Origin of the sequence: Rhizobium johnstonii 3841, assembly GCF_000009265.1 — a bacterium.
GTDB classification, from domain to species: Bacteria; Pseudomonadota; Alphaproteobacteria; order Rhizobiales; family Rhizobiaceae; genus Rhizobium; species Rhizobium acaciae.
Genome location: NC_008384.1, coordinates 172,019 through 186,049 on the forward strand (window position 1 = coordinate 172,019; position 14,031 = coordinate 186,049).

General features: G+C 58.6%; 12 protein-coding genes. 3 read left to right on the top strand and 9 right to left on the bottom strand.

What is annotated here, in order from left to right; genetic code table 11:
- Positions 1 to 90 precede the first annotated feature (90 nt).
- The 5 genes from RL_RS30565 to RL_RS30585 form a co-directional block, all read right to left on the bottom strand.
- On the bottom strand, positions 91 to 1,029 hold the full coding sequence (locus tag RL_RS30565; RefSeq protein WP_011654912.1) for a LysR family transcriptional regulator: 939 nt from the start codon (positions 1,027 to 1,029) through the stop codon (positions 91 to 93).
- Positions 1,030 to 1,085: 56 nt separating this feature from the next.
- On the bottom strand, positions 1,086 to 2,570 hold the full coding sequence (locus RL_RS30570; protein WP_233938955.1) for an NAD-dependent succinate-semialdehyde dehydrogenase: 1,485 nt from the start codon (positions 2,568 to 2,570) through the stop codon (positions 1,086 to 1,088).
- A gap of 29 nt (positions 2,571 to 2,599) precedes the next feature.
- Complete coding sequence (locus RL_RS30575) at positions 2,600 to 3,538, bottom strand: NAD(P)-dependent oxidoreductase (RefSeq protein WP_011654914.1); 939 nt, start codon at positions 3,536 to 3,538, stop codon at positions 2,600 to 2,602.
- Positions 3,539 to 3,644: 106 nt separating this feature from the next.
- Positions 3,645 to 4,469, bottom strand: a complete 825-nt coding sequence (locus tag RL_RS30580; RefSeq protein WP_011654915.1) for an SMP-30/gluconolactonase/LRE family protein — start codon at positions 4,467 to 4,469, stop codon at positions 3,645 to 3,647.
- Positions 4,470 to 4,494: 25 nt separating this feature from the next.
- Positions 4,495 to 5,238 carry an SDR family oxidoreductase gene (locus tag RL_RS30585; protein ID WP_041936961.1) on the bottom strand — a complete coding sequence of 248 codons (744 nt, stop codon included), beginning with the start codon at positions 5,236 to 5,238 and terminating at the stop codon, positions 4,495 to 4,497.
- Positions 5,239 to 5,434: 196 nt separating this feature from the next.
- Here RL_RS30585 and RL_RS30590 point away from each other — a divergent pair, with 196 nt between their 5' ends.
- Complete coding sequence (locus RL_RS30590) at positions 5,435 to 6,820, top strand: MmgE/PrpD family protein (RefSeq protein WP_011654917.1); 1,386 nt, start codon at positions 5,435 to 5,437, stop codon at positions 6,818 to 6,820.
- Positions 6,821 to 6,839: 19 nt separating this feature from the next.
- Here RL_RS30590 and RL_RS30595 read toward each other — a convergent pair whose 3' ends face one another.
- From RL_RS30595 to RL_RS30610, 4 genes are all read right to left on the bottom strand, one after another.
- Complete coding sequence (locus tag RL_RS30595; protein WP_011654918.1) at positions 6,840 to 7,625, bottom strand: glucose 1-dehydrogenase; 786 nt, start codon at positions 7,623 to 7,625, stop codon at positions 6,840 to 6,842.
- 67 nt (positions 7,626 to 7,692) lie between these two features.
- Positions 7,693 to 8,910, bottom strand: coding sequence for an ABC transporter permease (locus tag RL_RS30600; RefSeq protein ID WP_011654919.1), 1,218 nt, complete (start codon positions 8,908 to 8,910; stop codon positions 7,693 to 7,695).
- 30 nt (positions 8,911 to 8,940) lie between these two features.
- Positions 8,941 to 10,443 carry a sugar ABC transporter ATP-binding protein gene (locus RL_RS30605; RefSeq protein WP_049778474.1) on the bottom strand — a complete coding sequence of 501 codons (1,503 nt, stop codon included), beginning with the start codon at positions 10,441 to 10,443 and terminating at the stop codon, positions 8,941 to 8,943.
- 52 nt (positions 10,444 to 10,495) lie between these two features.
- Entirely contained in the window at positions 10,496 to 11,518 is a 1,023-nt protein-coding gene (locus RL_RS30610; protein ID WP_011654921.1) for a sugar ABC transporter substrate-binding protein, read from the bottom strand.
- A gap of 472 nt (positions 11,519 to 11,990) precedes the next feature.
- Here RL_RS30610 and RL_RS30615 point away from each other — a divergent pair, with 472 nt between their 5' ends.
- Positions 11,991 to 13,016: a zinc-dependent alcohol dehydrogenase family protein gene (locus tag RL_RS30615; protein WP_011654922.1), complete on the top strand. Its 1,026-nt coding sequence runs from the start codon at positions 11,991 to 11,993 to the stop codon at positions 13,014 to 13,016.
- 274 nt (positions 13,017 to 13,290) lie between these two features.
- Complete coding sequence (locus RL_RS30620) at positions 13,291 to 13,998, top strand: RibD family protein (protein WP_011654923.1); 708 nt, start codon at positions 13,291 to 13,293, stop codon at positions 13,996 to 13,998.
- The last annotated feature ends 33 nt before the right edge of the window (positions 13,999 to 14,031 follow it).

A 14,031-nucleotide genomic window follows, 5' to 3' on the forward strand; every position in this document is an offset into this window, starting at 1 on the left:
AAGGCCAAACGGCTCCGCTACAGAACCCGCAGACGGGACGCTGAAGCTCACTCGGTTTCGGTTGGGGAGGGGCGGTTGCGCATGATGGCGTTAAGCTGGAACTTCGTCCAACTTCTTGTCCCTGCAAAGCTCCATGCCGACCTCGGTCACACACGCGACAAGGTCTTTCCGTGGCTGATCCATGACGTAACCCTCACGGAAAAAGACCGCGATATCTCTATTGAGCGTGGGATCGAAGAAAGGCAGTTCGTAGAGCCTTTGCTCGGCGACCTCCTCGCGGACAGCATGGGCCGGCAACAGGGCCAAGTGCTCGGTCTCTGCCACCAATGACTTGAGCAAGGACACCGATCCGCAGACCGTAATCTGGGGAAGGGGAGCGTCCATGGTCCGCATGATGTGATCCAAGACCGTGTGTGTCCTGCGTGACGTTGGGCTGATCCACGGATATTTCACCAGGTCGCCCCAGGTAAGCGTTTCCAATTCCCGCAGCGGATGGTTTATTCCAGCGATCACACGCAGGGTGTCGCGGAAGAGGACCCTCTGACGTAGGCCGTCGAGCATATCGAAGACCTTTGTGAACCCGATCACGAAATCAAAATCGCGACGAAGAAGACCCGTGAGAAGATCGACTTGAGCGTTTTCGACGACCTCGAGATGGCCGCCCTCGTGGGTCTCGCGCCATTTGCTGAGCGCCATCGGCACGATTTTGCTGGCAAGGCTTGGTAGGCTGCCGATGCGAATGGACTCGCTCCGACAATCGTCCGCGTTCAAAAGGTCCCGTTCCGCGAGCTGAATCTCTTCCCTGATAAGACGCGCATGACAGTAAAGGATGTCGCCTTTCCTTGTCGCGACAATGCCTTTAGGGCCGCGCTCGAGAAGTTGCATCCCAAGCTCGGCCTCCAGGCGGTCCATCGATGTCGACAAGGCCGGCTGCGACACGCTCAACTGGCGCGCCGCGCGATTCAAGCTGCCTTGCTCGATGACGGCGGCAAAATAGAGAAGCTTTTTGGGATCGATCTCAAGCGCCATCGCTAGAACTCACCTCCATTGGTTCGAAGATGAGTCTAAGCCTTTGAGCTTGAAAATCAAACTTTTACCCGACGCTCCGCGATCGTCTTCGCAACCGTATAGCTGTGGTACATTTCCGTTCCGCCCTCGCGGCCAATACCACTTTCGCGAACGCCGCCGAAGGGCGCGTCGCCCCCCGGACTGGTGAAGACGTTGAGGGCGACCGATCCAACCTGAAGCTCCCGCGACAGATAGTCGGCGCGCTCCATGTCGTTGGTGAACACGAAAGCGGCAAGCCCCATGCTGAGGCTGTTGCTGATCTTCAGGGCTTCGTCCATGGAATCCACCGCCATGCACGGAGCGATCGGACCGAAGGGTTCCTCGCTCATGACCCGGGCGTCGAGTGGCACGTCCGCCAGAACCGTGGGCTCATAGAACCATCCACGGTTCCCGACACGCTTGCCGCCGGTTGTGACTCTCGCCCCATGGGAAACCGCATCCTCAACGAGGTCAGCCATGGCGGCCAAACGCCGTCGATTGGCGAGCGGACCCATCTGCACACCTTCGGTAAAGCCATCGCCGACCTTCAGCTTGCTTGCCTTCTCAGAGATGCTTGAGACGAAATCCTCGTACCGCGAGCGATGGATCAGGAAACGAGAGGGGGCGGAGCAAAACTGCCCGGCCATCCTGAACTTCCAGTTCACGGCCAACTGGGCGATCTCGTCGGCATTGGTGTTCTCATCGACGATAACAGGCGCATGACCGCCAAGCTCCATAAGGACCGGCTTCATTGTTTCGACTGCCAGTCTTGTAAGGTGCTTGCCCACGTTGATCGAACCGGTGAGCGTAACAAGCCTGGTGATGGGCGAGAGGACCAGCGTGCGCGACACCTCGTCGGGTTCGCCGAATACGACGTTCAGAACGCCCTTTGGAAGGCCGGCGTCGAGGAAGCACTGAGCGAACAGGCACGCCGTTGCTGGGGTTTCTTCGGCGGGTTTGAGGATGATCGAGCAGCCGGCGGCCAGCGACGCGCTGATCTTACGGGAGGGAGCGCTCATCGGAACGTTCCACGGCGTAAAGGCTGCGACTGGACCAACAGGTTCGCGGACCACAAATTGCTGGATGGGCGGATCGGTTGGCACTATCCGGCCGTACAGGCGGCGGATTTCTTCGGAGTCCCAGTCCAGGAACGTCGCGGACCGCTCGATTTCGGCCAAGACCTCAGCGTAGGTCCGCCCCGATTCAGCCGTGAAGATTGGGGCGATGTCTTTTGCACGTTCACGAACAAGCGCCGCGGCGCGCCGCATCACCGCTGCCCTGACCGTTGGAGGTGTCTTACGCCACGTCTCGAATCCGCGCGCTGACGATTCCAGTGCGTTCTGCAGATCCCGTGCCGTCGCCTTGGGCACTTGGCCGAGGATCGACTCGTCACTGGGGTTTTCCACGTCGCAGAGCGCCTCGCGGTCGTAAATCCATTCTCCATCAATCAGGAGCCCAATCTTCGGGTAAGTGTATTGCTGTTTGTCAGTCATTTCGTCGGTCCTTTGGAAATCGATCGGCATCGATCTCGCCTCTGATTGATGTAGGCAGGTTAGTTCTGCAGCGAGTGTGTGGTCGCAAGAAATGCGAGGACCTCATCCTCGGCGATCCGGGCACCTCGAGAGCGCTGCCCCCAAGTCTGTCCGCCGATGTGCGGTGTCAGGATCACATTGGGCAAAGCCGCCAGCCGGGGAGGGATCACTGGTTCTGTATCGAGAACGTCAAGCGCTGCACCAGCGATCGCCTTGGTCTCCAGAGCGACGATGAGCGCTTCTGTGTCGACGAGGTTACCGCGGCCGACATTTATGAGCCGTCCTTTCGGCCCAAGCGCTGCAAGCTCTCGCGCTCCGATCACGTGCTTGAGGTCCGCTGTGCCGGGAACGGCCAGGACGAGGACGTCACTCGCTTCGGCCAGTGCCTCCCATCCGTCGTAAAGGGATGCGCCGAGACCCTCGTTCGATCCCCTTTGCAATCCCGCGATCTTCATTTTCGAGGCAGAGGCACGCGCTGCGATCGCTTGACCAATGCGGCCGCTCAGCCCGCCGATGCCGATCGTCATGCCGACCGGGCTATCGCCGACATCAAATCTACCGCGTTCCCACTCGCCGCCCCGCGCAAAGGCATCCGCCCGGACGAGATCGCGGCAGAGCATGATGGTCAACGTCATGGCAAGATCAGCGACGTCGTCGGTCAACGCCTCGCCAACGCAACGAACCCGCACGCCGCGCTTTTCAAGGCCCGGAATGTCGATCTTGTCACTTCCAGCTCCCTGCGAAACCACGAAGCCCAGATTGGGCAGCTTATCGGCAAGCTCTGCGCTGCATCCTCTTGTGGCGCTCGTCATCAGAACCCGCACCGCCGATCTATCTGCCTCGGACACCTCGGCGACGCCTTCAGGGCCGGTCACGATCCGGATCAGGTCCGATTGATCGAGACTCGGGTAGGTCATGCCGGCGAGCGGCGGGAATGACAGGATGGATTTTACAGTCATGGCAGCTTCGATTTGGTTGAGTTGACGTCAGGCTATCGGCCGAAGAGACGGGTCGCAACGCGTTCGGGGGCGTGGGTATAGCTTTAGGTTATACCTGTGCGGCACTTCAAAGATCGGCATAGAAAACCGCGCTTTTGCGCAGACCTGCAGCCATATCAGCCTCGGAGCCCAAGAACGCCGTCATGAAAAGACGGCGGCCGCTCTTTGCTCCGAGTGTGCACGATATTGCAGAGCCATCGAACTTGAAGGTGTTGGTGATCCGGCCCCCGTCGAGCACCCGGACAAACTCGCCGGTGTTGTATATGCCGGCCCAGACGCCACCGTCCGCGTCAGCGCAGAGCCCATCCGGTTGGCGGCCATCGAGATCGGCAAAAATGCGACGGTTGCTCAGGTTTCCTTGCGTATCGATGTCGAACGCGCTGATGCGGGCTTTCCAGGTCTCGGCAACTACAAGAGTGCGCCCGCCATCGATGACAACGGAGCCGTTCGGGAAATCCACATCGCTCGCTGCCACCGAGATTGACCCGTCGCTGTCCACTCGATGGAGCGTCGTAGAGCAGGGCGGATCATTGGCGACGAAGTCGTAGCCGAAGTCTCCGATGTAGATGCGATCCGAAGCGTCTATCGCGAAGTCGTTCAGCCACCACTTCGTATGAGCTGAAAGATCGGCGTACTCGCTGATCGCCGATCCATCGAAACGCAGAAGCTTGCGATCCATGGCCGACACAATCACCAGGGACCCATCAGACATGAACCCCAGCCCCGATGGCCTGTTCGGTATCTCCAGATATTCGCTGCGCTTGCCACTGGCGTCCAGAGCGTGGACTTTGTGGTCGAACACGTCGGACAGCCACAGGCGGCCATCATGCCACTTTGGGGCCTCCAGAAATAGAAAGCCGTCCGCGAGCAAGCGCGGGTGTTCCTCTCCCATTGCATCTCCTCCCAGTGCCGATGGCTTACCAGCCGCCGTCGCAGTGTACGTCCTGTCCGCTAATAAGGTCCGCCTGCGGGCTGGATAAGAACACGGCGAGGTTGGCGATATCGTCCGGCTCGATCCTACGCTTGATACTCTGACGCTCAAGAATCCACTGATGATAGGCTTCTCGTTTCTCGCCGAAATGCCTCCATTCGGCGTCCGAGACGACCGCGCCAGGGGAGATGCCGTTCACGGTGATGTTGTACTTGCCAAGTTCCCGCGCCATCGACTTCACCAGCCCGAACATCGCGCCCTTGGAGGCGACGTACGGTACGAATCCCTCCCAGTTTCCGTTGAGGGTCAGAGAAGTCAGATTAATGATCTTGCCGTACATCTTCTGCTTCATGTGCTTGCTGCAGGCTCTTGCCAGCACGAAGGCGGCAGTAGAGTTGACGCGGACCTCCTCCTCATATTCTTCTATGGAGAACTCCTCGTGGGGTTTGTTGACCACGAATGCCGCGTTGTTCACCAGGATATCGATGCCGCCGACGTCGTCGGCAAGCTTCGTGACCGCGGATTCGAGATCGGAGAGTTGGTTCAGATCCGCGCCGAAATAGCGGGCTTCCTGCGCCAGACCGCGAACCGTTTCATCAGCGTTTTCCGCCCCCGGAAGATCGGACGCGATGACCCGCGCTCCTTCCTGGCCATAGCGTTCGACCAAAGATCTACCGATCGTTCCCAGTGCGCCTGTGATCAATACGGTCTTGCCATTTAGTGACGGCATATTCTCCTCCATGTTCATTCTTAGAACTTTCCACTTTGGAGCCGAATTGAGAACCACCAATGTCGCTAGCGACCAGGAGGATATAACTTAAAGTTATATCATCGCGTTTGGGGGACCTCGTTGATGCAGGTTGGTGATGAGATCAGTTTCGGTTCGTGCAACATCAGCTCACTGACTAGGAATAGGGTTTTCGACAATGACTGATGAAACGCGCGATCTTGTCCATATCTTCGGTACTCACGCTGCCGAGGTCGACTACGATCGACTCGATGAATGCGCACGTTGGGCGGCGAAAAAGAGCATCCTGGACACGCTTGGCGTCATCCTTGCCGCCAGCGGTATGGAACCGGCAGTTCAGGCAGTCGCGGAAATCGTCGCCGAAACCGGAGGGCGGCCAGACTGCACGGTCCTCGGGTTCGGAGGGAAAGCTCCGGCCCTCATGTCGGCCATGGCGAACGGTGCCCTGGCTCATTGCCTCGACTACGATGACCAAACGCCGTGGGGACAACATACCGCCAGCTCGATTGTGCCGGCCGTGTTCGCTGTCGCGGAGCGGCAAGGTGGAGTGCATGGGAAAGATCTGATCGCCGCGGTGGCCGCTGGCCAGGACATCTTCGCCCGGCTCAGGTGCAATGTCGGATGGAACAAAGACTGGAACCTATCGACTGTGTTGGCGGTCTTTGCGGCGGCAGCATCCGCCAGTCGCGTGATGGGTCTGTCACCCTCGCAGACGGCAGCCGCTATGGGGATCGCGACCATGCAGTCTTCAGGGATCATGGAGATGGTAGCGGGCAGGGGAAGTGACCTGCGTGGAATGTATGCGGGGTTTTCGGCCAAGGGAGCTGTCCTTGCCGCGATGATGGCCGAGAAGGGCGTTACGGGCATCGACAAGGCCTTCGAGGGGCAATACGGCTTCTTGAATACCTATTTCGGCGGCCGCTACGATCGCGAAAAGATAGTTGCCGACCTCGGGCGGGAATTCCTCGGGAGTGGAACGCTGTACAAGCGTTGGCCATGTGTCGGCACTGCGCACAGCCACATGAAGGCCGCCATCGACATCGTGACCCGCAACAACATACAGCCGGATGAAATTGCTGAAATCCGCCTGCACGTCGGCGATTATCACGATCTGATGTGTCAGCCGCTTGATGAGCGGCGCGCGCCCGCAACTCTCGCCGACGCCAAGTTCAGCCTTCCGTATTTGGTCTCGGTAGCCGTCGTGCGGAGGGGAATGAGCGTTACCGACTTCACGGAAGCGGCGCTCAACGACAAGATGGTGCTGTCTGTCGGCCAGAAGATGACGTTGGTGCGAGATTCCACGCTGGATTGGAAGCTTGAGTTGCCGCCAGGTCGCGTGGAAATAACCACTCGTGACGGCGGGCGGTGGATCGAGGAAGGGCGTCGTGTTCCCGGCAACGCGGACAATCCCATGAGCTGGGAGGATGTCTGTGTGAAGTTTTTCGAATGCGCGTCCGTTGCGAAAAATCCGGTCCCGGAAGCAGTTTCGGCGAGAGCCGTGGCCCTCGCCGAACGATTGGAAACGCTCGATGATGCAACCGAACTGGTCAGGTGCCTCGCCTGACCAGCGTTCCCGTCGCGCTTCAGATGCCTGCTGTCTGACCGCCGTCAACGATCATGGCGTGACCCGTTACAAACCCGCCCGCCTCGGAGCAAAGCCAAAGCACCGTACCGGCGATTTCCTCGGGACGACCCATTCGACCTATAGGCTCCTGGGCAATCATAAAGGCGCGGCCTTCGTCCGTGTCATTGGTGTAACGGGAGATCATGGGGGTATCGATGATGCCAGGGCAAATGGCGTTCACTCGGATGCCTTTGTCGGCATACTCTAGTGCTGCCACCTTGCTAGCCGCGACCACGCCAAACTTCGATGCGCAGTAGCTGGATTGGTTTCTGATAGCGAGGACACCCGCACCCGACGCAGTGTTCACGATGGCCCCGCTGCCTTGCTTCAGCATGATTTCGATCTGGTACTTCATGCAGAGGAACACGCTCTTTAGGTTCACCTCGATGACGCGGTCCCAAAGCTCCTCTGAAATGTCGCCGATCGGCTGCGCCGGCTGTTCGATACCGGCGTTGTTGTGGGCCGCGTCCAGTCGCCCAAACGTCTCCACCGTCTTGTTGATCGCGCCCTTCACCTGATCACCCTTGGTGACATCGCATGTGATCGGGAGGACTTTTCCGCCTGCGTCACGGATGATGGCAGCGGTCTCATTGAGGCCGACTTCGTTGATATCGACGGCGGCAACCGAAGCGCCAGCCTTGGCGAATGCCAGAGCCGTAGCCCTTCCGACGCCGCTTCCGGCTCCGGTCACGAAGGCAACCTTGCCGGCGTAGTCTACTCTTGGAATATCGGTCACGAAATGCACTCCAGTGTTCAGATATTGAAGAAAAGACCGTCCGTCAGTGAACCGGGCGGTCTGAACATATGTCAGGTCAGCCGCCGGTCTTTGACTTCGACTTGTTCCCACCGACCGTGTAGATCGCGGCGGCTACGACCACGACAATGCCCTCGATCAGGCCCTGCCAGTTCGCGCCAAGGTTCAGGATGTTGAAGCCATTCGTGAGGGAGAACAGGAGGAGCGCGCCCGCAAGGGTTTTGATCACGCTGCCCGCGCCGCCGAACAGGGACGTCCCACCGAGGATGGCTGCCGCTATAACTGTAAGCTCAGCGCCTTGGAGGCCGGCGGGATTGATGGAGCGCAGCCGGCTGGCGAAAAGGATGCCGGCGAACCCTGCTGCGCCGCTGCAGAAGACGAAGGCCATCAGCTTGTAGAGAAGCACATTGATGCCGGAAAGCCTGGCTGCTTCAGAGTTGCCGCCGACGGCGTATACGCGGCGTCCCACCATTGTGAAGGTCAACGTGAACCAGACAATCGTGGTGAAGATGGCGAGGTAGATTACCGGATTGCGCAGAGTCAGCTCACCGCCCGACGCCCAAGCGAGCAGAAGAAGCGCGATGCCGCCAATCGTCATCCCGATAGAGGAGGGGCGCATTGGGGCTTTGTTGCTCAGCGTCCTCGCCAGGCCGATAGCTCCCAAAGCCAGCAGTAAGACGCCGCCCGCGACAATCAGCCAGAAACCATCGTGGCGACCGCCCTCGAAGGCCTTCATTGTTGCGATGACGTCGGGGTCCGACGCAGACAGCGAGCGACCGTCTGTGTAGATCAGAACGAGACCGCGTACGGCAGTCATCGTGCCCAGGGTGACGATGAAGGCGTTAATGCCCAGGAACTGGACGATCGATCCATTGATCAGGCCGATTGCCATAGCCACTGCCATAGCAAGGGCCGCAGCTGGAATGAAACCAATCGCGTCGGCATTGCCGATCAGGATCACGGCAGCTAGCGCCGCGACCGAAGCGACAGAGAGGTCGAAGTTTCCGCTGATGAGCACGACGGTCATAGCGACCGCCATGATGGCCATCAACGATGACTGATAGACCACGTTCGAGAGGTTCAAAACACTGAGGTAGTTTGACTGACCGAGGTAACTTGTGAGTAGCGTTATCACGGCAATCAACAGCAGCAGGGCGTAATAGACGCCACGCTCTCTCAGACCGAACAGGCGACGCCAGTTGGTGGCCGGCGAAGCGTAGTTGATTTGGGGAGCGTCCGGGATTTTCTCGACCGGGCTTTGGGTAATCGTATTCATGGCGTTCTCTCGCTTTCTCAACGATGCCGGTTAGTGGACGGCCGCTTCAACGGAAGCAGCCTGCCCGCCGGCAAGCAGAAGCAATTCGTGTTCGGATGTTTCATGGGCACTGCGAACCGCTACGCATTGACCGTCCCGCAGAACGATGATGCGATCCGAGACCGCGAGCAGCTCTTCGAATTCGGAAGAGACTATGATGACTGACTGACCTTCGCTGGCCAGTTTGCGTACAAGGCGCAGGATGTCAGTCTTTGCTCCGATGTCGATGCCGGCCGTGGGCTCGTCAAGCAGGAATAGCTTCACGTTGCTATAGAGCCACTTGGCGATGGTAACCTTCTGGGCGTTGCCGCCGCTCAGATCCTTCACGAGTATGTCCGGCGAGCTTGCCTTGATCGACAGCGTGCGGATTGCTTCCCAACCGCGTTCTCGCTCGCGTTCTTCGATGGGCATTGTGTTCAAGACGGAGACACCGCCAAGGGCCGGCAACGTTGTGTTTCGCCAGATCTCGAATTCCGGAACCAAGCCCTGGGCCATTCTGTCTTCCGGTACCATACCCATCCCAGCCTTGACGGCTGCTCCGGTATTTCGCGCAACCGCCACTCCATCCAGCAATACCTTGCCGGTCGCATCGCGGTCGGAGCCATAGATGGCATGCAGGAATTCGCTCCGGCCAGAGCCCAGAAGCCCGGCAACGCCTAAGACCTCTCCACGAGCGACATCCAACGAAATAGGGCCAAAGCGACCCTTGGAGGCCAGGTTCTGCACCTGCAGACGTGCTGTTCCAGCGGTTGGTGTCCGTTCCTGCGCTTGTCGCTCGAGGGCGACAATCTGCTTTCCGACAATAGCCTCGGCGATGCGGTCTTCGTCCAGATCCGCAGTGTTGGCACGCAGGACGGCCGTTCCGTCTCGCAAGACAGTAACTTGGTCAGTCAGCGCCATCACTTCATCCAAGAAGTGGCTGACGAACAAGATCGCTTTGTTTTCCCCCTTTGAGAGCCGCCGTACGGTGGCGTAAACCAGCTCACGCTCGTCCGCTGCCAAGGAGGCCGTAGGCTCATCCATGACGATCAATTCGGCTCCGGTCCCCACAGCTGTCATGATGGACACCATTTGGCGCTCGCCGATGGAGAGATCACCCACCAGCGCATCGGGATCGAGACGATAGCCAATGCGTTCGCACAGAGTCTCGTATTCCCGGCGGATGCCCGTGGAGAGACGCCAGAGACCGCGGTTGCCGAGGAAGATATTCTCGATAACGGAGAGTGTCGGGACCAAGGGAATGTGTTGGTGAACGGTGGCAACCCCCATGTCGTTGGCTGCCTTGGGGCTATCCCATTTCACTGGCTCACCTCGCCAGATGATGTCGCCCAGCGTGGCCCAATACGCGCCCGACAGGATTTTGATCAGCGTGGATTTGCCAGCGCCGTTCGCGCCAAGCAGGCCGTGGACTTTGCCCTGCTCGATGTCGAGATCGACACCGCGCAGGGCGAGTGTGCCATTGGGAAATCCCTTAACAACACCACGTAATTGCATGATCGGGTTATCGTGTTGCAAAGGACACCTCCCATTCATCAATCGAAAGATTTCACCACTGCTCAGGGCAGGAGTCGATGGTTTCCTTCGTGATCGGAGGCATGTCGTAAGTCACGAAGCGACCTTTGGGAGTTTCCGGCTTTGTCGCAGCCTCGTAGAGGGCATCAAACATCAGCTTGCCGAGAAGTTGAGGTCTCGTGCAGACCGAGCCATACATTTCCCCGGCAAGGATTGCGTCGTGGCCGAGTTTAGATCCACCGCCGGTCGCTATTAGTTTCGGCTTCGAGGCTGATGCATCGATTGCGCGTGCACATCCGATCGCCATGTCGTCGGCATGGCTGTAAATCAAGTCGATGTCAGGATGAGCCGTCAGGAAGTTCTGGCAAACGGCTTCGCCTTCATCGGGTGTCCAGTTCGTCGGCTGCTCGGCAACGATGGTGTATTTCGCCCCAGCCTTGTCCAGTGCGGCTTTGAAACCGTCGGTATCGAGCTTGACGATCGTGTAGGCCGGATCACCCATGACGATGCCAATTTTAGCTGTCTTGTCCTTTGGCAACACACCAGCTGCCATCTCGCCAGCAACAACTCCGGACTGATAGTTGTCCGTTGCAACCAGGGCCGATAGGCCTGGGTAGGGGTCTTTCAGTTGACGCTTCGCTGAATCGCCGACCTGTAAAGCGATCGCTACGATTGGCACCTTTGCGTCGCTGACCTTGTCAACAAACCCTTCCGCGACGACGGAGTCGAGCGGGAGGAAACCAATTGCATCGACCTTCTGAGATAGCAGATCGTCGAGGGAGTTCCCCTGCTTTTCTACGCTGCCGCGCGGGTCAATGACGACTGTTTTAACGCCCTTTTCTTTGGCTGCCTCCTCGAAGCCCTTGGCCGTCATGACGTTGTAGGGATATTCGAGGCTCGCCGGAACGTAGCCGAAGGTCAGGTCTTTCGCCATTGCGGAACCGGCGAAGAGCAGGGCTGTTAGCGTCAAAGCTGACGACCGGAAAATCGAGCCTGATACGGACCTGGAGTGTGTGCGGTATCTATTCTGCGTAGCGTGCATGGAAACCTCCCTCATGCATGTTGCTCCTCCGATCCCAGCGTCTGAAGACGTGGGTCTCCGGCATCGGTCTCCGGTATTTCCACCTGGCCAAACAGCTAGTATTGCCAAGTAATCTGTTGGGCTTTGCGAGCGCGGCCTTTGCTCCCAAATGGCCGGCGTCTCGTGCCTCCTGATTAAATTGGGTAACACGCTAGAACTGCTCAAAACAGTGGGGCGACCAAGGTGGTATAATGTAAGGTTATAACGGCAGATCGCGCCGGATAGGCCCTAAAGCATTGGCTTAGCGCTTCTCTGATAGAGACTAGACTGCAGCCTCAGCGCTATGACGGGTTATAATCCCGAGCTATAAGCCACGCGGCCTGAGCCGCTTTCGCCCCTTATCGTTATTGTGCTGATGCGCGAGATTTGCGAGCAGCAACTGCGTTCCAAGCGCGCAGCGGGGTAAATGGGCGGGCCAGGCCCGAACCATTGAGGTGGAGGAAAGATTATGAAGGGTCTCGTGTTTCTAGGCGAGGGAAAGATGGAGTTTCGGGACTATCCTGATCCCGTTCCTGGTCCTGATGAGGTTGTCGTAAGGATCAAGGCGTCGGGAATGTGCGGCAGCGACCTGAACCACCTCAACGAGCCCAAGAGGCGTGAGGATCAAATCGTCATCGAAGGGCATGAGCCCTGCGGCATCGTCGAAGAGGTTGGTTCCGCCGTTCGTCCATGGGAAGCGCGGGTTGGTGATCGGGTCATGGTATACCACTATGACGGATGCCGCACGTGCCCGAACTGCCGCACCGGTTGGATGCAGAATTGCGACAACACCCGGATCGCGTTCGGCGGGAATGGCCATGGCGCGCACGCTCCTTTCATGAAAGTGCCAGCTCACACGATCATCAAGCTTCCGGAGCAGCTTTCGTTCAACGCGGGAGCAGCCGTTGGATGTGGCAGCGGCACGGCTTACGCCGCTTTGAAAAGGGTCAATTTGCTTGCGGACGAGACGATCGCGATCTTCGGACAGGGGCCGGTGGGCCTAAGCTGCACTGTCTTCGCCAAGGCCTTCGGTGCACGCGTCATCTCCCTCGACGTCGGTGAAGAACGCCTGCAAATGGCCAAAGATTTCGGGGCGGACTTCGTCATAAACCCGATGAAAGATGATCCCGTGAAGGCAATACGCGACCTCACGAAAGGTGGCCTGGGAGCAGACAAAGCGATCGAATGTAGTTCCAACTCGGTGGCGCGCCAGCAGGCCCTTCAGGCTATCAAGCGGTGGGGAACTACCTGCCTCGTAGGTGTCCATGGCTCGATGCAGTTTGAGTGCAACGAACTCATCACTAATCAGAAAAACCTCGTGGGCTCGCTCACCTTCAACAAGAACCTTCAGGATGAGTGCGCGGGCTTCGTCGCCGAACGCGGCATCGACGTGGACGCGCTCTTTACACACGAGTTCCAGCTTGATCAGGCCGTCGAGGCCTACGCTCTCTTCGAGCAGCGGAAAATCGGCAAGGGCGTGTTCGTGTTCGATTAAGGGCGCTGTCACACCCGGCTTCGCGCCTACGTCGCGATCTTGCAAGCCTCTACTTGCAACGGACAATCTTCAATCTCGAGAGCGGTGTGCAGAGCGCCGCTCTCGCCGCGGGCACTTCCGTGCGAACTCTGGATAGAACTCAATGAAAATTGGATCACCAAAAGAGACCACCGAGCGAGAGGCTCGCGTGGCACTGACCTATTGCGCCATCTGAGGCTGGCAGACGCTGAACTCCCAATCTGTCGGATCGAAATCGGAGAAGCAGGTATCGCTCGTGAAACCTTTTATTGCATGCTTGATGCTGACGTCACCGGATGGAAGCCTTCATCCAAGCCGATGGACGAAGTCGCCGGACGGTGATCGTTACGACTTCTCGAAAATTTGCGACAAGGTGCGCGAGGAACTCCAATGCCAAGCGTGGATGGTCGGCCGCGTGACTATGGCGGAGATGGCGAAAGGTGCTCCCCACGCGCCTGAAGGTCCGCACATGGTTGCTAGGCCCACCAATTTCGCAAACCGCGATGCCAAGAGCTTTGGGATCGCGATCGATCGATCGGGCGCTGTTCACTACAAGGGTGCGGACCTCTTTGGCGATCACATCATTGCGCTACTCGGGAAAGATGTCCCTGACAGCTATCTCGCCGAGCTGGCGGCAGACGGCGTTTCGTACGTGGTCGCCGAGACCTCCGATTTTGACGTCGGGGAATTGCTGGCTGTCGTAAATCGGGAGTTCGGTATCGAACGGATCGTGCTTGAAGGCGGCGCGGCGACCAACGGTGCATTGCTGGCGAGCGGATTGGTGGATGAACTCAACTTCATCGTTGCGCCGGCCTTGGAAGCACGGTCCGGCACCGACAGCGTGGTGGAGCTCGGCACCGATGGCCTGGCTGGCAAGGTGGAACTCTCCTTGATTGATTGCCAGCAGCTCGGTCACGGGATGGTCAACCTTCGCTATGCAGCAAGCAAGCCGTCAAATTCGTAGCTTTGCGCTGGATATCCCGGTGAGTTCCGTGCT

What these genes read in the sequence shown, in the direction of transcription:
- RL_RS30565 (WP_011654912.1), bottom strand. Translation starts at nt 1,029, where the DNA reads ATGGCGCTTGAGATCGATCCCAAAAAGCTTCTCTATTTTGCCGCCGTC.
- RL_RS30570 (WP_233938955.1), bottom strand. Translation starts at nt 2,570, where the DNA reads ATGCCGATCGATTTCCAAAGGACCGACGAAATGACTGACAAACAGCAA.
- RL_RS30575 (WP_011654914.1), bottom strand. Translation starts at nt 3,538, where the DNA reads ATGACTGTAAAATCCATCCTGTCATTCCCGCCGCTCGCCGGCATGACC.
- RL_RS30580 (WP_011654915.1), bottom strand. Translation starts at nt 4,469, where the DNA reads ATGGGAGAGGAACACCCGCGCTTGCTCGCGGACGGCTTTCTATTTCTG.
- RL_RS30585 (WP_041936961.1), bottom strand. Translation starts at nt 5,238, where the DNA reads ATGCCGTCACTAAATGGCAAGACCGTATTGATCACAGGCGCACTGGGA.
- RL_RS30590 (WP_011654917.1), top strand. Translation starts at nt 5,435, where the DNA reads ATGACTGATGAAACGCGCGATCTTGTCCATATCTTCGGTACTCACGCT.
- RL_RS30600 (WP_011654919.1), bottom strand. Translation starts at nt 8,910, where the DNA reads ATGAATACGATTACCCAAAGCCCGGTCGAGAAAATCCCGGACGCTCCC.
- RL_RS30605 (WP_049778474.1), bottom strand. Translation starts at nt 10,443, where the DNA reads ATGCAATTACGTGGTGTTGTTAAGGGATTTCCCAATGGCACACTCGCC.
- RL_RS30610 (WP_011654921.1), bottom strand. Translation starts at nt 11,518, where the DNA reads ATGAGGGAGGTTTCCATGCACGCTACGCAGAATAGATACCGCACACAC.
- RL_RS30615 (WP_011654922.1), top strand. Translation starts at nt 11,991, where the DNA reads ATGAAGGGTCTCGTGTTTCTAGGCGAGGGAAAGATGGAGTTTCGGGAC.